The organism is Pseudomonas sp. W22_MBD1_FP4 (genome assembly GCF_052113765.1).
GTDB lineage: Bacteria > Pseudomonadota > Gammaproteobacteria > Pseudomonadales > Pseudomonadaceae > Aquipseudomonas > Aquipseudomonas sivasensis.
Genome location: NZ_JBGQOI010000001.1, coordinates 15,629 through 32,875, shown reverse-complemented (window position 1 = coordinate 32,875; position 17,247 = coordinate 15,629). Strand labels below are relative to the sequence as shown.

Sequence of the window (17,247 nt, the reverse complement as noted above, 5' to 3'; positions counted from 1 at the left end):
ACACCATGGGTCATCTCACCATCAAACACGTGCGCGCTTTTGTATTGCGAGGCGGCGGCGCCGATTACCACGATCAGGCCGACGGCCACTGGATCGACGATCACATCTCGACGCCCATGAGCAAATACCCCGAGTACCGCCAGAGCCGCCGCAGTTTCGGCATCAACGTACTCGGCACGCTGGTGGTGGAGATCGAAGCCAGCGACGGCACTGTCGGGTTTGCCGTGACCACTGGCGGCGAACCGGCGGCGTATATCGTCGAGAAACACCTGGCGCGCTTTATCGAAGGCGCCCGCGTCACCGATATCGAAAAGATCTGGGACCAGATGTACCAGTCCACCCTCTACTACGGTCGCAAGGGCCTGGTGATCAACACCCTCTCCGGCGTCGATCTGGCGCTGTGGGACTTGCTCGGCAAAATCCGCCAGGAGCCCGTGCACCAGTTGCTCGGCGGTGCGGTACGCGACGAATTGCAGTTCTACGCCACCGGCGCCCGCCCGGACTTGGCGCAGAAGATGGGTTTTATCGGCGGCAAGATGCCCCTGCACCACGGCCCCAGCGAAGGCGAAGAAGGCCTGCGCAAAAACCTCGAACAATTGGCCGACATGCGCGAAAGGGTCGGCCCAGACTTCTGGCTGATGCTCGATTGCTGGATGAGCCTGGACCTCAACTACGCGACCAAACTCGCCATCGGTGCCCACGAACACGGGCTCAAATGGATCGAAGAAGCCCTGAGCCCGGACGATTACTGGGGCTACGCAGCCCTGCGCAACAATGTGCCCAAGGGCATGCTGGTGACGACCGGCGAACACGAAGCCACTCGCTGGGGCTTCCGCATGCTGCTGGAAATGGGCTGCTGCGACATTATCCAGCCGGATGTCGGCTGGTGCGGCGGCCTCACCGAGCTGGTGAAAATTTCGGCCTTGGCCGATGCCCACAATGCGATGGTCGTGCCCCACGGCTCGTCGGTGTACAGCTACCACTTCGTCGCCACCCGCCATAACAGCCCGTTCGCCGAATTCCTGATGATGGCGCCGAAGGCCGATGAAGTGGTGCCGATGTTCCACCCGCAACTGCTCGGCGAACCGGTGCCGGTGAATGGCCGCATGCGCTTGTCGGTGCTCGACAAGCCCGGTTTCGGCGTAGACCTGAACCCGGATTGCCAACTGCACCGTCCGTACAATCGCTGAGGAAAACGCCATGAATATGCCCCGTAATGGCTTCAAGGCTGCCCTGGCCAAGGACGCCACCCAATACGGCATCTGGGCCGGTTTCGCCACCGGCTACGCCGCCGAGATCGTCGCTGGCCTCGGTTATGACTGGATGCTGATCGACGGTGAACACGCGCCCAATACCGTGCCCAGCGTGCTCAACCAACTGCAGACGGTGGCGCCCTACGCTACCGCGCCGGTGGTACGCGCGGTGAATGGCGATGCCAGTCTGATCAAGCAACTGCTCGACGTCGGCGCCCAGACGCTGATGATCCCCATGGTGGAAACCGCCGAACAGGCTCAAGCCCTGGTGCGCGCCATGCGTTACCCACCCCATGGCGTTCGCGGCGTCGGCGGCGGCTTGACCCGCGCCACCCGCTGGGATGGTGTAACGAACTACCTGCAAACCGCCCACGAGGAGCTGTGCCTGATCGTCCAGGTCGAATCACGCCTGGGCGTGGAAAACGTCGCCGCCATTGCCGCCGTGGAAGGCGTGGACGCAGTGTTTATCGGCCCCGCCGACCTCTCCATCGGCCTCGGCCACGCCGGTAACCCCGGCCATCCCGAAGTTCAGGAACGCATCAAGTACGCGGTGGACGCCACCCTCGCCGCCGGCAAAGTCAGCGGCATCCTGGCGCCCAACGAAGACGACGCGCGCCGTTACCAAGCCTGGGGTTGCCGTTTTATCGCAGTGGCCATCGACATCAGCCTGTTACGCCAGAGCGCGTTGGCCACCCTCGCACGCTATCGCCCGGTTGCCGACGCGCCCACACCATCACGTACTTACTGAGGAGCTGCCCATGTCATCCGTTCCCGTGTACCAGAACTTCATCAATGGCCGCTTCGTTCCCAGCGAAGCCCATCTGGATGTACTCAATCCGGCCAGCGGCGCCTTGCTGTCCAAGGTGCCCGCCTCTACCGCCGCTGACGTCGACCAAGCCCTCGCTGCGGCGCGCGGTGCGCAAAAAGCGTGGGCGCGCAAGCCGGCCATCGAACGCGCCGGGCACTTGCGCCGCATCGCCGCCAAGCTGCGGGAAAACGTCGCGCACCTGGCGCGTACCATCACCCTGGAACAGGGCAAGGTCACTGGCCTGGCCGAAGTCGAAGTGAATTTCACCGCCGACTACCTCGACTACATGGCCGAATGGGCGCGGCGCATTGAGGGCGAGATCATCACCAGCGATCGGCCCAACGAAAACATCTTCCTGTTCCGCAAACCCTTGGGCGTAGTGGCGGGCATCCTGCCGTGGAATTTCCCGTTCTTCTTGATCGCCCGAAAACTGGCCCCGGCGTTGCTCACCGGCAACACCATCGTGATCAAGCCCAGCGAAGAAACCCCGAACAACTGCTTTGAGTTCGCCAAGCTGGTGGCCGAGACCGACCTGCCCGCCGGTGTGTTCAACGTGGTCTGCGGCGACGGCCAGGTCGGCGGCGCACTCACCGCCCATAAAGGCGTGGACATGATCAGCTTCACCGGTAGCGTCGCCACCGGTTCGCGCATCATGGCCGCCGCTGCGCCAAACATCACCAAGCTCAACCTGGAACTGGGCGGCAAGGCTCCGGCCATCGTGCTGGCAGATGCCGACCTGGAGTTGGCAGTTAAAGCCATTCGCGACTCGCGCATCATCAATACCGGGCAAGTGTGCAACTGCGCGGAGCGGGTATACGTGGAGCGCAAGGTCGCCGACCCGTTCATCGAGCGCATCAGCGCGGCCATGTCAGCCACGCGCTACGGCGACCCGATGGCCATGGCCGACGCGGAAATGGGCCCACTGATCAACCGCCAGGGCCTGGAAAACGTCAACCGTAAGGTGCGCACCGCACTGAGCCAGGGTGCCACGCTGGTAAGCGGCGGACAGATTGCCGACCTCGGCGCGGGCTTTCACTTCCAGCCGACGGTATTGGCCGGGTGCCGCGCCGACATGGAGATCATGCGCGAAGAAATTTTTGGCCCGGTGCTGCCGATCCAGATTGTCGACGACCTCGACGAAGCCATCGCCATGGCCAATGACTGCGACTACGGCCTGACCTCATCGATCTACACCCGCGACCTCGGCAAGGCCATGCACGCGGTGCGCGAGATCGACTTTGGTGAAACCTACGTCAACCGCGAAAATTTCGAGGCCATGCAGGGCTTCCATGCCGGGGTGCGTAAATCCGGGATCGGCGGCGCCGATGGTAAGCATGGCCTGTACGAATACACCCATACCCATGTGGTGTACCTACAGAGCTGAGGTGGTGAAGCGGGCCCGTGCGCGTTAGCGTGCTGGCCCTTCCTGAGAAAATCCCACAAGGATTGCGCAATGCCTCTGATGCCTTACAGCGGCCCCATCATCGATAGCCACTTGCACCTGTTCGACCCGCGTCGCCCCCAAGGCATTCCGTGGCCCGAGCCGGGCAATCAGCTGTATGCCGCCCATTTACCGAGCGATTATTGGGCCTTGGCCAGCTCACACAATGTGGTCGGCGCCATTGCTGTGGAAGCCAGCCCATGGCGTGACGACAACCGTTGGTTGCTCGAAACCCTACGCAGCGACCCGCGTATGCTCGGGTTCGTTGGCAATCTGGACCCACTGCACGCCGACTTCGCCGCCGACCTCGATGCCCTGGCGCAAGAGCCGCTGTTCCTCGGCTTGCGCTACGGCAACCTGTGGGACCGCGACCTGCTGCAGGACCAGACGCGCCCCGGTTTTATCGACGGTCTGCGCCAACTGGCCGCCTGTGGTCGGGGCCTGGACAGCGCCAACCCGAACCCGCGTTTGATCAAGGGTTTGTTGCACCTCAGCGATACGCTGCCCGAGCTGCGCATCATCGTCGACCACTTGCCCAATGCTCAGGTGCCGGCCGGTGAAGAGGCGGCGTATCACGCCGACCTGTTGCGCCTGGCGCAGCGGCCGAACGTGTTCGCCAAACTCGCGGAAATCCCCCAGCTCGGCCCCCAAGGTCTGATCGTCGATACGGCGTTCTACAACGACCGCCTGGCGGTGTTGTGGGAGGCGTTTGGTGACGAGCGCTGCTTCTTCGGCAGTGACTGGCCCAACAGCGATCACCTGGCCGATTTCGCCACCACCCTGGGGCTCGTAAAAAGCTGCATGGCGGACAAATCCGAGGCGGTGCAAGGCCAGTTTTTTCTGCACAACGCAGTGCGTATCTACACCCCGACCCATGGAGCGCCGTGATGCAGACCCGTGCCTTTCGCATGAACCTCTACCCGGGCCAGGCCGATGAATATCGCCGACGCCACGACGAAATCTGGCCGGAACTGGCCCAAGCCCTGCTGGACGCCGGCGTGGTGGACTACCGGATTTTTTTTGACGAGCCCGCCAACACGCTGTTCGCCGTCCTCACCCATGAAGACGCCCACGGCCTGGATGAGCTGCCCGGCACCGCGCTGATGCAACGCTGGTGGACCTACATGCAGGACATCATGCCCAGCCACGCGGATGCCTCGCCGATCAGTGTCGACCTGCTGCCCATGTTCCACCTGGCCCGCCCCTGATCTAACTGACCCACACAACAATAAAAAGGATTCGACTACGTGGAAATCATTCTCCTCGGTGTGATTCTGCACTTCATCGGCGGCTTCGCCTCCGGCAGTTTTTACATCCCCTACAAGAAGGTCCGCGGCTGGGCCTGGGAAAGTTATTGGATCACCGGCGGCCTGGTGTCCTGGTTGATCGTGCCGCTGATCGCCGCGCAACTGACGGTGCCGGGCTGGGTGGACATTCTGCGCAATGCCGACACCAGCACGCTGCTGTGGACCTATATGTTCGGCGTGTTGTGGGGCATCGGCGGGCTGACCTTCGGCCTGACCATGCGCTACCTGGGCCTGTCCTTGGGCATGTCGCTGATCATGGGCCTCACCTCGGCCCTCGGAGCGTTGATGCCGGCGCTGTACCGCGACCTGTTCACCGATGCGACCGAAGGCACCTTGACCTCGATGCTGGCCTCCCAGGGCGGGCATTGGGTGTTATGGGGCGTGGCGGTGTCGCTGGTCGGTATCGCAGTGTGCGGCAAGGCTGGATTGATCAAGGAACGGGAAGTGTCCCAGGCGGTGAAGTTCGCCAGTGTCAGTGAATTTTCCCTGGGCAAGGGCATGCTGGTGGCGGTGATTTCCGGGGTGCTCAGCGCCTGTTTCAGCTACGGCATTTCTGCCGGACGCCCGTTGGCCGCCGCGGCGGTGGAACATGGCGCCAACAGCCTGTTCCAGAACAACGTGACCTTTATGGTGATCATGTGGGGCGGCCTGACCACCAACGGCATCTGGTGCCTGTGGCTGAACTGGCGCAACCGTACCTTCCATAACTACACCGATCGCAGCACGCCGCTGCTGGGCAACTACCTGCTGGTGGCCATCGCCGGCACGCTGTGGTTCTTGCAGTTTTTCTTCTACGGCATGGGCGAAAGCCGCCTGCAGAACGACGCCAGTTCCTGGGTGCTGCACATGTCATTCATCATCATCGTGTCCAACTGCTGGGGCCTGTATTTCCGTGAATGGCACGGCACCAGCGCCGCCAACAAGGGCGTACTGGTGGCCGGGATCGCGGTGATCCTCGGCGCCATCGCCATGGTCGGTTATGGCAATTACCTCGGCTGATGCCGCTAATTTTTGAAGGAGTGTTTTTATGTTGCTTGCAGACAAAACCGTGATCATCACCGGCGCCTCCCGTGGCATCGGCCGCGCCGCCGCCCGTGAATGTGCGCGCCAGGGCGCCCGTGTGGTGATCGGCCACAGTGGCAGTGGCCAAGGCACCGAGGCGGCGTATTCGCTGATCGAAGAGATCAAGGCGTTTGGCGGCCAGGCCGTTGAAGTGGGGGGCGATGCGGCCGACCCGGACACCGGCGACAAGCTGGTGGCCGGCGCCGTGCAAGCCTTCGGCAGTGTCGACGTGTTCGTCAACAATGCCGGCATCTGCCCGTTCCACTCGTTCCTGGATATGCCCCGCGAGGTCTATCTGAAAACCGTCAACACCAACCTCAACGGCGCCTACTTCGCCGTGCAGGCGGCGGCCAACCAAATGAAAAACCAGGGCCGTGGCGGCGCGATCATTGCCGTCAGCTCCATCAGCGCGCTGGTCGGCGGCGGCATGCAAACCCACTACACGCCGACCAAGGCCGGCCTGCATTCGTTGATGCAGTCCTGCGCAATTGCACTGGGGCCCTATGGCATTCGCTGCAACTCGGTACTGCCGGGGACCATTGCCACCGACATCAACAAGGAAGACCTGGCCGACGAGGAAAAGCTCGCCTACATGACCTCGCGCACGCCGCTGGGTCGCTTGGGCGAACCGGATGATGTGGCTGGGCCGATCGTGTTCCTCGCCTCGGACATGGCGCGCTATGTAACCGGCGCCTCGTTGCTGGTGGATGGCGGGTTGTTCGTTAACCTCCAGTAAAACCGCGCTCTCAAACACCCAAGAACCAATGTGGGAAGGGACTTGCTCCCTCCCACAGGGGGTCTCTGTGTGCCTGAAATTTGTGTTGTACCTGATAAAAACAACAATCCCAGGAGTACTTCCATGCGCACCACCCTCCCCCTGGCCCTGCTCTGCAGCGCCATGTCCACCTGTGCCTTCAGCGCCGGCCTGGTCGATCCCAACTCCCCGGCCATGCTCGGCGACTGGAGCGGCCTGCGCCCCCAATTGGCCGAACAAGGCTACGACTTCACCCTCAAATACGTCGGCGAAGTCGGCTCCAACCTGGGCGGTGGCTACAACTCCCACACCACCGCGCGCTGGAGCGACCAGTTGATCCTGGGCGTGAACATGGACCTGCAAAAACTCCTCGGCTGGCAGGACGCGACCTTTCGCATCGGCATCGGCGAGCGCCATGGCAAGGACATCACCAACGACCGCGTGCACCAACCCAACGCCACGGGCCTGACGTCCACCATGGAAGTGTTCGGCGGCGGCAACGCCTGGCGGCTGTCGCAGTTCTGGTACGAGCAAAAGTTCTTCGACCGGAAATTCGCCCTCAAACTCGGTCGCTTCGGCCATGGTGAAGACTTCGATCAGTTCCCCTGCGAATTCCAGAACGTCACCCTGTGCGGTTCCCAGGAAGGTAACTGGAACGGCGTGTGGAACAGCTTCCCGATCAGCCAGTGGGCAGTGCGCGCCAAGTACCAATTCACCGATGAGTTCGCCATGCAGGTCGGCGCCTACGACAAGAACCCTGGCAACGCCGAGGCCAGCAATGGCTTCAAGCCGTTTATCAGCGGCTCCCAGGGCACCAGTTTCCCTATCGAAGCCATCTGGAAAGGTCAGATCCAAGGCCTGAATTCGGAGTACCACGCCGGTTACTACTACGCCAACGCCGACACCAAGGACATGCTCAAGGACGCAGACGGGAACTACGCTGCCAGCTCGAAAAAGCCCTATCGGATGTATTCCAGCAACAGCGGCTGGTGGCTGTCGGGCCAGCAACAATTGACCACCGTCGGCGGCAACAGCCAGCGCGGGCTCAACGTATTCGCCAACCTGACGGTGAATGACCCGGACAAAAGCGTGATCAAGAACCTGATCCAAGTCGGCCTGATCTACCGCGGCCCGTTCGATTCACGCCCGAACGACACCATCGGCCTTGGCGCGTCGAAGTTGCAGGTCAGCGACCGCTATACCCGCAACACGCAGACGCTCAACGCGGCCAATGGCGTCAGCGATATCGACGATCCGCTTTACGTGCCCGAGCAGCGCCGCGAGTACAGCTACGAGATCAACTATGGCGTGCAGGCGACCCAATGGCTGATGGTGCGGCCTAACCTGCAATACGTGAAATACCCCGGCGGGCTCACACAAACCAGCGGCGCGGTGGTCGGTGGCGTGCAGTTTATTGTTGATTTCTAGATGCCCGTGCCAGCGCGCCCCTCAAAGACCGCGCTGGCGAAGCCATTGCAAAAAGCCCTTCTTGACCGGTACCACTGGCGCGTCTTGGGTCAGCACCTGAGCGGCGTGCAAGCGGAAATCCAACAGGGTTTTCATGGCGTCGGCGATGTCATGTCGCGCGTCCAGGCACGGCGTCAGGTACGCCTTCTCGATGCGGTACAACGTGCAGAACGTCTTGGCGGTGAAGTCCGCCAAGGCCGCTTGCTCAGTCAGAATCCCCGCTTCGCCGATCACCTCGCCGGGGCCCATGCGCCCGGCTTCGAACGCGTGGCCGCCCTTGATCAGCATCACCGACACCACACCCGACTCGACGATAAACAAATGATCGCTGACCTCCCCCGCCGGCAGGATCATCTCGCCGGCGCGATAGGTGTGCAGGGTCATGTTCTGGCTGAAGGTGTCCTTTTCCTCCTGGCGCAAAGTGGAGAAAATCGACGAACTGTCCAACAGTGCCCGCGCCGGAGAGGTCGGCACTGGGGTCGCGCTTTCGACGGCGGACAACAGGCTCACGCCCGCTGCCTGCAGGTGCCGGAACGCCAAGTCGTAGAGTTGGTTGCGCACTTCGCGCTTGAGGGTCATGGTCGGCACGAACCCGCTGATTTCATACTCCACGCCGCCACTGGCGGAAGTCTTGAACGCCACACTCGGCGCCGGTTTGGCCAGCAGCGGACGGCAACCCTGCATGGCCCGCTCCAGCGCTTCGATCACCGTTTGCGGCCGTGCATGGGGGCTGACCTGCAGGCTGACCGCCAGGCCAAACATATCCGCCGGGCGCGAAAAGTTGATGATCTTGGCCTTTGCCGCCAGGGAGTTGGGAATCACCGCCATGCTGCCCTGGGAGGTTTGCAGGCGCGTGGCGCGCCAGTCGATGTCCGTGACCCGGCCTTCAGTGCCGTCGATGGAAATCCAGTCATCCAGTTGATAGGGCTTGGTGGTATTGAGCACGATCCCGGAAAACACATCACTCAAGGTGCTTTGCAACGCCAGGCCGACAATGATCGCCACCGCGCCGGACGTGGCCAATACGCCCTTGACCGGCAGATCGAGCACATAGGCCAGCGCAGCAATGATCGCGATCAGGAAAATCACCGCGCCCATCAAATCCTGCAACAGCCGCCCGGTGTGGCCAACCCGCTGCATCATCAACGCACCGAGCAATACCGTCAGCGTGCGCGCCGCGAACAACCACCAACCAATCTGCAACGCCGTGGCGGCCATGTGCAACGCGGTGTTGTCGGCGTAGGGCGCGACGAGCATGGGGTTCATGCCGTCGTTGAACAGCACGGCACTGAAGACTGCAAAGATCACCAACCGCGCTGCGAGTTTCCAATTAGCCAAGTTGGCGGAGATAAGTCGCCACACGGCGATGTCGATAAGCATCAGCGCCAGGGCGCACAGCATCGGGTGATCGGAGATAAATGAGGGCATCCAGGCGACTCCAGGGCGAATGACGGGAAGATCGCATGAATTGAGAACACTGGAAAACAAAATGTAGAAGCCGGCTTGCCAGCGAAAGTATCGACTCGGTGTGCCAGGGACACCACAGTGATGCTATCGCCGGCAAGCCGGCTCCTACCCTTTTGTTTACGGCTAACTGTCAGGCATGCATCTGCCCAAATTTACCCGATTGGAAATCCGCAAACGCCTGATGAATCTCCTGCTCGGTGTTCATCACAAACGGCCCGTGCCCCACGATGGGCTCGTCAATCGGTTCGCCGCTGAGCAGCAGCACCTTGGCGGCGTCGTTGGACTCCAGGACCAGTTGCGTGCCATCGCGCTCAAACAACGCCAGTTGGCCTTGGCGCGCGACTTCTTCGCCATTGACCAGCACGGTGCCGCGCAGGATCACCAGGGCGGTGTTGCGCCCGGCGTGCAAGTCCAGGGTCACGGGCTTGCCGGCGTTAAGACGCAGGTCCCACACGTCAATCGGCGTGAAGGTGCGTGCGGGGCCTTTAGCGCCGTCGAACGCTCCGGCGATCAGGCGCAGGTGCCCGGCGTCATGGGGCAGCGCAAGCACGGGAATATCGCCATCGACAATGGTCTGGTAACCGGCGTCGGCCATTTTGTCCTTGGCGGGCAAGTTGACCCACAGTTGCACCATCTCCAGCGCGCCGCCTTTACGGGCGAACGCTTCGGAGTGGAATTCTTCATGGAGAATGCCTTTTGCGGCCGTCATCCATTGCACATCGCCGGGGCCGATGGTGCCGCCTGCGCCGGTTGAATCGCGGTGCTCGACTTCACCGTCGTAGACGATGGTCACGGTTTCAAAGCCGCGATGGGGGTGTTGGCCTACGCCGCGACGTTGTTCGGTGGGGGAAAATTCGGCCGGGCCGGCGTGGTCCAGCAGCAGGAATGGGCTGATGTGTTTGCCCAGGTTGTCGTAGGAAAACAGTGTGCGCACCGGGAAACCGTCGCCGACCCAATGGGCGCGAGGGCTGGTGTAGATGCCGATGAGTTTTTTCATGGTGATCCTCCAAAGTGCATACACCTTAAAACCGATAACAATTGAGCGGTAGACGGCTAAAACACCCTAGAGCGTCCTATTGATGGAACGGAGTACCAGTGCCCCACCATAAAAACCGCGTTAATGATAATGACTCGTAGTAATATCCGCCCTCTCCCGCTCAACCTTCCGAGGGCCGCAATGCCGTTTGCCCCTGCGCCTGTCGCACCGCGCGTGCTGGTGGTGGATGACCACCGCAAAATCCGCGAACCCTTGGCCACTTACCTGCGTCGCCACACCTTCGATGTGCGCACCGCCGAAGACGCGGCTGGGATGTGGCAATTGCTCAAGACCCAGGCGTTCGACGTCGTAGTGCTCGACGTGCTGCTGCCGGATGGCGATGGTTTCGAGCTGTGCAACCAGTTGCATCGGCGCAGCAATACCCCCGTGATTCTGTTGACCGCCCGCGATACCGCCGCCGACCGTATCCGCGGGCTGGACCTCGGCGCGGACGATTACGTGACCAAGCCCTTCGAACCCCGCGAACTGGTCGCACGCATCAACAGTGTGCTGCGCCGCCAAGGCCGCAACACCGGGCCGGCCGCGCCCAGCGGTGGCCCACAGGCTTACCGGTTCGCTGGCTGGCAGTTCAGCGTGAGCAGCGCCACGTTGTGCCGCGACGCCAGCCCGGCAATCCAGCTCAGTACAGCGGAAAGCCGTTTGCTGCAGGTGTTCCTTGCCCACCCCAATACGTTGCTGCCCCGCGAACGTTTGATCGACCTCACCGCTGCCGCCGACAGCGACGTCAGCGACCGCGCCATCGACCGCCAGGTCAGCCGCCTGCGCCGCAAGTTGGCCCACGGCGATGCCACGCCGGACCTGCTGCGCACTATCTGGGGCGGCGGCTATCTGTTGGCGGCCGAGGTCAGTGAATGCGCGCCCTGAACAGGCTGTGGCCGCGCACCCTGGCGCGGCAGTTGAGCCTGTTGTTGCTGCTGGCCTTGCTCGCATCCAACGCCATCGCGATGTTGTTTTTGCAACGCACCGGCAGCCTGATCCACCCACTGTCGCGCAGTTTCAGCCTGGAGCGCCTGGGGATTGCGCACCACACGGCAATCGACCTGACCCCCACTGAAACCGAGCACCTGCTGGCCGGGATGAGCCACGACGACACGCGCTTCTGGATTGCACCGACGCCCGAAGTGGCGCCGTTTGAACTGCGCCCGGAGGAGCAGCGACTGGCCAGTGAGCTGCGTCGCCAATTGCACCTGGATGACGCGGCTGCCATCGGCATGCAGTTGGAACGCATCAGCGGTGCCGACGCCCGCACCCATGTGTTCAGCCCCGCCGGCTGGGCGCCGTTGCGCTTGCGCAGCAGCGTGCCACTGCCGAACGGTACCTACCTGAATGCCGTGCAATACCCCGCCGGCGCCTATGAATGGGGCCGCGTGCTGGCCTACAGCCTGCCGGTGACAACGCTGCCGGTGCTGCTGATCGTGATGTTTTTCATTGCCCGCGTGGTGCGCCCGATCAAGACCCTGGCCCAGGCCACGGAGCGCGTCAGCCGTGGTGAATGGATCGCTCCCCTGCCGGAAATCGGCCCACAGGAAGCCCGCGACCTCACTGCCGCTTTCAACACCATGCAGGCCAATCTTGCCCGGCATGTCGAAGGCCGTACGCGGATGCTTGCAGCGGTCAGCCACGACCTGAACACGCCGATCACCGAACTGCGCCTGCAAGTGGAATTGCTGGAGCCCGGCGACGCCCGGGATGACATGCTCGAAAGCCTCGCGCAATTGAGTGCGATGGTGCGTGAAACCCTGAGTTTTGTGCGCGATGACGCGGTGCAGGAAGCGACCGCCACGATGTCGATGAGCGGCCTGTTGGATGACCTGGCCAAGCGTTATCAGCGCATGCGGCAACCTGTCAGTTGGGCGGGTGCGCCACACCTGATGCTGACCTGCCGGCCTCTGGCGCTCAAGCGCGCGTTAACCAACGTGATCGACAATGCCCTGCACCACGCTGGGGATGCCCACCTGAGCTTGATCCAAGAAGATAACGGCTGGCTGCGTATCGAGGTGCTCGACCACGGCCAAGGCTTGCCCGAGGCCTGGCTGGACAAAGTCTTCGAACCCTTTGTGCAACGCGGCGTGAGTGACGGTGGCGTGGGGTTGGGCCTGGCGATTGCACGTTCGTGCATCCAGGCCCATGGCGGCGAGCTGGTGTTGCAGAATCGCCCACCGGCCGGCCTGTGCGCGGTGGTGCGATTGCCGGCGGCACTTTAGAAGTTGAGCGTGGCACCCATCCACAGCGTACGACCGTAGTTCACCGTGCCGTAGGTTTCATCGTCCAAACGCTTGTCGGTGAGGTTGTTGAGGGAGGCGTTGAGGGTCAGCGAGTCGCTCACGTCGTAGGAGCCGCCCAGGTCGGCGGTGGTGTAGCCCGGTGCGGGTTCGTCGGTGATGGTGTTGCCGGTTTCTTCGCCGTAGTAACTCAGCGACGCCCAGGCCTGGGTGCGGTCGTTGATGCTCCACTCGGTGCGCACATTGGCTTTTTGCTTCGGCGTGAGAGCCAATGGTGCACCTTTGTTGGCGCCGCTTTTCTGCTCGGAATCGGTGTAGGTGTAGTTGGCCTTGAGCAGCACGCTGGCGTTGATATCCCATTGGCCGTTGAGCTCGACGCCCTGGATGATCGCTTTGTCGACGTTGACCCGTTCCATGATGGTGTAGCCGTTCCAGTGCTGGTCGGTGGTGACGGTAGAGAGCTTGTCCTGGAAGTCGTTGTAGAACAGCGTCACGCCGCCCGACAGGTCATCGCGGTTGCTCCACAGCGCAGAGACTTCGTAGTTGGTGCTGGTTTCGGGCTTGAGGTCCGGGTTGCCGAACATCACGAAGCGGTTGCGGCGCAGGTAAGCGTAATCCTCGACCACGGCACGCAGTTCCGGCGCCTTGAAGCCACGGGCGATGCCGCCCTTGAGGGTCCACTGATCGGTGGCGCGCCACACGCTGTAAATCCGCGGGCTGAGGTGCGCGCCGTACTCTTCGTGCTCATCCAGACGCAGGCCGGTGGTCAAGGCGAAGCTGTCGGTGACTGACCATTCGTTTTCGGCGAACAGGGCTTTTTGCACCACCGAGAATTTATAGTCGACGCGGTCACCCAGGCCCTGGTTCCAGTCGGTCAGCTCGCTTTCGTTCCATTGCACGCCCACGGTGCTGACGTTTTGAGCGGTGGGCACCACCAGTTTGGCGTCGAATACGGTGTTCTTGATTTCGGGTTTGCGCCCGTAGATATCGGTCTGGGCCGGGGTGGCCTTGCCTTCGCGGGTCGAGGTTTCCTGGGACAGGGCGATGTCCGAGGTTGCCCAGCCCCAGCGGCCTTGATGGGACAGGGACCAGTGATCGCGGTTGTTTTCCTGCTCGCGAGTGGCCCAGTTGGCGCTCATGCCGTCGCCGTTCTTCAGGCGCGTGGCACCCGCTTCCAGCAGGATGTCGTGGTCAATATTAGGAGTGAAAGCCAGGCGCGCGGTGAGGTCGCGGTGGTCGGCCTTGCTGAAGCCATTGGTCTGTTCGATGTCATCGTCGGCCTGGCGATCGAGGTAACGGCCCCACACCTGCAAGCCAAGGAAATCTTCCTTGAGCGGGCCGCTGAGGTAGAACTGCGTCTGGCGCGCATTGCCCTGGTCGCTGTGCTGGCGGGCTGAGTAGTCATAGCCGATGGAGCCGCCCCAGGTCGGCGAGACCTTGCGGGTGATCACGTTGATCACACCGCCGATCGCATCCGAGCCGTACAGCGACGACATCGGGCCCCGCACCACTTCGATCCGCTCGATGGCGGCGGCTGGCGGTACAAAGCTCTGTTCATAGCCACTGTTGCCGTTGACCCGTGACTCCCGTGCGCTCTGGCGTTTGCCGTCGACCATGATCAAGGTGTAATCGGCCGGCATGCCACGGATGGAGATGTCGGTTTCATTCGCCCCACCATTGACCGTCACGCCCTCCACATCCCGCACCGCGTCGCCAAGGTCGCGGTAGGACTTGCGGCGCAATTCCTCGCCGTCGATCACCGTCACCGAGGCCGGCGCATCCTCCACACTCTGGGCATAACCGGCGGCCGTCACCACCACGTCGTTGAGTTCCAGGGCAACAGGTTCGTCGGCATGGGCGCTGAAGCTGCTGGCGACCAGCAGGGCCAGGGGCGTAACGCGAAAGGCAGGAAGCATGGGCGTAGACCTTAGGATTGGACTCAAAAGAGAATCGTAATCATCTAGCCCCGATTAAATTGGACAAAGTGTGACAGCTCAAGCCACCGGCACCAGCGCCACACGCCGTTCACGCAGTAGATGAAACGCCACAAACGCCATCACCGCAAAACCCGCCTGGATCATGATCATCGGTAAGGCACTGCCGTCGCGCAGTTGGCTCAGCAGCAGGCCACTGCAGGTGGCGCCGAACATCTGCGCAAAGCCCATCAGGCCTGCCGCCAACCCGGCGCGGTGCGCGTTGGGCATCACCCCGCCCGTGACCGCGCCGGGCAACACCAGCCCGCCGCCGAGCGTCGCCAGGGCAATGGGAATATCCAACCCCAACACCGACAAGCCGAACAGCCCGTAAATCACCGCCGCCAACACCCCGCCGAGGGCTACCAGCGTCACCCCCATCGCCACAATCCGCCGCGCCCCCAGGCGCAGGATATTGCGCCGGGTGTAGGTGGACCCGACGATCAGCATCGACACGATCACGCCAAAATTGATGCCGTACTCCAGGCTGCTTAAGCCGAGCAGGTTGATAAACACCGCAGATGATCCGGCAATCACCGCGAACATCGCGCCGTAAGTGCACGCCAACGCCACGGCGAATGCGCGGTATGGGCGGCCCTTGAGCAAATCCAGGTACTGCCCGCCGAGGGTGCGCCAGTGGCCGGCCTTGGGGTCGAGGTAAGGGTTGCTTTCGCGAAAGAACAGCAGCACCAGCAGCAACACCACACTGCCGATCACCAGCGCCAGTAGGATCGGCGCATGCCAGCCCACCACGTTGATCAGCAGTCCGCCGACCATTGGCGCGACGACGATTGCGTAGAGCATGCCGATCATCGTCAGCGCCAGGGCCGGCCCCGCTTCGACCTTCCACACATCGCGCACCACCGTGCGCGCCAACACCAGCGCCGCACAGGCGCCGAGGCCTTGCAGCACGCGGGCGGCGATAAATTGATGCATGTCGCTGACCAGCAGCATCGACATAGTCGCCATCACATACAGCACTAACCCGCCGATCAATACCGGACGCCGGCCGATGCGATCCGACAATGGCCCAAACAGTAATTGCCCCAGTCCAAACGCTGCGACAAAGGCAGACAGCGCCATCAGTGCCGACCCCGGCGGCGCCACCAGCGCCTGCTCAATGGCGCCGAGGCCGGGGATGATTAATTGGGTCGAGACTTCGCCGAGTGCCGTTAAGGCCACCAGTAGCAACAGCAAGCTTCGCGACGGAACCGGGGCATTCGACATGGGGATTATCCGGGGCTGGCTTAATTTATATTTCGACCATAATATGCGTAAAAAATTATGTCCATAATTTTTTGCCCACTGGTCAGCCCCTGGAGCCCGACATGAACCCTCTCCCCCTGCGTCTTTTCTCGCCCCTGGCTTTGCTGATGATCCTCAGCGGCTGTAACAGCCAGGCCGACACCGCCGCCCAAGCGCCCCAACCGCGCCCGGTACTCGTCGCCAAGGTCGAAGCTGCCGGCACGCAACAAAGCGCCTACACCGGTGTGGTCGCGGCGCGTACGGAAAGCGACTTGGGCTTTCGCGTCAGTGGCAAGGTGATCGAGCGCAAGGTCGATCCCGGCCAGCATGTCTCTCGTGGCGACACCTTATTGGTACTGGATATCGGCGACTTCGAATTGGCCCTGCGCTCGGCCAAGAACCGCGTGAATGCCGCCCAGGCACAACTGCGTCAGCGCCGCGATGATGCCAACCGCTATGAACGCCTGGCGAGTACCGGTGCTGTGTCGCGGCAGATCTTCGACCAATCGGCGACCAACCTGCGCGTCGCCGAAGCGGAATTGGCCTCGGCCCAATCCGACGCCAGCCAAATCGAGAACCGCCGCACTTACTCAGTGCTCAAGGCCGACGGCGACGGCATCATCACCGACGTACGCGTCGACCGCGGCCAAGTGGTCGCCGAAGGGCAGATCGTCGCGCGTCTGGCCCGTGATGGCGCCCGCGAAGCCATCGTTAACCTGCCGGAAAACCAGCGCGACCTGGCCTCGCAAAAAGCTCTGGCCTTCCCGTTCGGCGCCCCTGACCAGGCGGTAGCGGCCACGCTGCGCGAACTCTCCGCCAGTGCCGATCCCGTCACTCGTACGTACCGCGCGCGCTATGTGCTGCACGGCGCCGTCGACCGCTTCGCCCTCGGCTCAACCATCACCGTGCGCCTTCAAGGTAACGGCCAGATGCAACAGACCCGCGTGCCCATTGGTGCGCTGCACGATACAGGGCAAGGCACCGGGGTGTGGGTGGTCGGCGCCGATAACACAGTCGCCTTTGCCCCCGTCAACGTCGCCAGCCTCGGCCAGGAAGATGCCCTGCTCAACAGCGGCGTGAACCCGGACACCGTCATCGTCGCCCTCGGCGCCCACCTGCTGCACAGCGGGGATGCGGTGCGCCTGCTGCCCGCCCAGGCGCTGGCCCTCAACCGCAAACAGGACCAATGAG

Annotated in this window: 15 protein-coding genes; 11 read left to right on the top strand and 4 right to left on the bottom strand. The window is 62.6% G+C overall.

The genetic code is table 11. The features are described 5' to 3' along the window. The first annotated feature begins 5 nt into the window (after window positions 1-5). The 8 genes from rhmD (at window position 6) to ACEN2T_RS00110 (ending at window position 8,053) form a co-directional block, all read left to right on the top strand. On the top strand, window positions 6-1,190 hold the full coding sequence (rhmD, locus tag ACEN2T_RS00145; protein WP_095184994.1) for an L-rhamnonate dehydratase: 1,185 nt from the start codon (window positions 6-8) through the stop codon (window positions 1,188-1,190). A 10-nt stretch (window positions 1,191-1,200) separates the two neighbouring features. Then, window positions 1,201-2,001 (top strand): aldolase/citrate lyase family protein, encoded by an 801-nt coding sequence (locus ACEN2T_RS00140; protein WP_099602830.1) that lies wholly within the window; start codon window positions 1,201-1,203, stop codon window positions 1,999-2,001. 10 nt (window positions 2,002-2,011) lie between these two features. Continuing rightward, window positions 2,012-3,445 carry an aldehyde dehydrogenase gene (gene aldA / locus ACEN2T_RS00135; protein ID WP_122763753.1) on the top strand — a complete coding sequence of 478 codons (1,434 nt, stop codon included), beginning with the start codon at window positions 2,012-2,014 and terminating at the stop codon, window positions 3,443-3,445. 69 nt (window positions 3,446-3,514) lie between these two features. After that, window positions 3,515-4,390, top strand: a complete 876-nt coding sequence (locus tag ACEN2T_RS00130) for an amidohydrolase family protein (RefSeq protein ID WP_122754017.1) — start codon at window positions 3,515-3,517, stop codon at window positions 4,388-4,390. After that, window positions 4,390-4,710 (top strand): L-rhamnose mutarotase, encoded by a 321-nt coding sequence (gene rhaM, locus ACEN2T_RS00125; protein WP_442116038.1) that lies wholly within the window; start codon window positions 4,390-4,392, stop codon window positions 4,708-4,710. The genes ACEN2T_RS00130 and rhaM overlap by 1 nt, the downstream gene beginning before the upstream one ends. Window positions 4,711-4,749: 39 nt before the next feature. After that, on the top strand, window positions 4,750-5,808 hold the full coding sequence (gene rhaT, locus ACEN2T_RS00120) for an L-rhamnose/proton symporter RhaT (protein ID WP_032891118.1): 1,059 nt from the start codon (window positions 4,750-4,752) through the stop codon (window positions 5,806-5,808). Between the two features lie 28 nt (window positions 5,809-5,836). After that, entirely contained in the window at window positions 5,837-6,607 is a 771-nt protein-coding gene (locus ACEN2T_RS00115; RefSeq protein ID WP_032891117.1) for an SDR family NAD(P)-dependent oxidoreductase, read from the top strand. A gap of 123 nt (window positions 6,608-6,730) precedes the next feature. Continuing rightward, the gene (locus ACEN2T_RS00110) at window positions 6,731-8,053 is read left to right on the top strand and encodes a carbohydrate porin (RefSeq protein ID WP_442116037.1); all 1,323 of its coding nucleotides are present in this window, start codon (window positions 6,731-6,733) and stop codon (window positions 8,051-8,053) included. 21 nt (window positions 8,054-8,074) lie between these two features. Here the strand turns inward: ACEN2T_RS00110 and ACEN2T_RS00105 are convergent, their stop codons facing one another. Together ACEN2T_RS00105 and ACEN2T_RS00100 are read right to left on the bottom strand one after the other, a co-directional pair. Next, window positions 8,075-9,520: a mechanosensitive ion channel domain-containing protein gene (locus ACEN2T_RS00105; RefSeq protein WP_442116036.1), complete on the bottom strand. Its 1,446-nt coding sequence runs from the start codon at window positions 9,518-9,520 to the stop codon at window positions 8,075-8,077. Between the two features lie 169 nt (window positions 9,521-9,689). Next, the gene (locus ACEN2T_RS00100; protein ID WP_032891114.1) at window positions 9,690-10,556 is read right to left on the bottom strand and encodes a pirin family protein; all 867 of its coding nucleotides are present in this window, start codon (window positions 10,554-10,556) and stop codon (window positions 9,690-9,692) included. 180 nt (window positions 10,557-10,736) lie between these two features. Here ACEN2T_RS00100 and ACEN2T_RS00095 point away from each other — a divergent pair, with 180 nt between their 5' ends. Beyond that, a complete protein-coding gene (locus ACEN2T_RS00095) occupies window positions 10,737-11,480 on the top strand; it encodes a response regulator (RefSeq protein WP_032891113.1) in 744 nt (247 codons plus the stop codon). A gap of 20 nt (window positions 11,481-11,500) precedes the next feature. Then, window positions 11,501-12,820 (top strand): ATP-binding protein, encoded by a 1,320-nt coding sequence (locus ACEN2T_RS00090; RefSeq protein WP_442116275.1) that lies wholly within the window; start codon window positions 11,501-11,503, stop codon window positions 12,818-12,820. Here the strand turns inward: ACEN2T_RS00090 and ACEN2T_RS00085 are convergent. Together ACEN2T_RS00085 and ACEN2T_RS00080 are read right to left on the bottom strand one after the other, a co-directional pair. After that, window positions 12,817-14,754 carry a TonB-dependent receptor domain-containing protein gene (locus tag ACEN2T_RS00085; protein WP_442116035.1) on the bottom strand — a complete coding sequence of 646 codons (1,938 nt, stop codon included), beginning with the start codon at window positions 14,752-14,754 and terminating at the stop codon, window positions 12,817-12,819. The two genes, ACEN2T_RS00090 and ACEN2T_RS00085, sit on opposite strands and share 4 nt — an antisense overlap. Window positions 14,755-14,832: 78 nt before the next feature. Next, window positions 14,833-16,038, bottom strand: a complete 1,206-nt coding sequence (locus ACEN2T_RS00080; RefSeq protein ID WP_442116034.1) for an MFS transporter — start codon at window positions 16,036-16,038, stop codon at window positions 14,833-14,835. Between the two features lie 101 nt (window positions 16,039-16,139). Here ACEN2T_RS00080 and ACEN2T_RS00075 point away from each other — a divergent pair, with 101 nt between their 5' ends. Then, window positions 16,140-17,246 carry an efflux RND transporter periplasmic adaptor subunit gene (locus tag ACEN2T_RS00075; RefSeq protein WP_122681669.1) on the top strand — a complete coding sequence of 369 codons (1,107 nt, stop codon included), beginning with the start codon at window positions 16,140-16,142 and terminating at the stop codon, window positions 17,244-17,246. Window position 17,247: the final 1 nt, after the last annotated feature.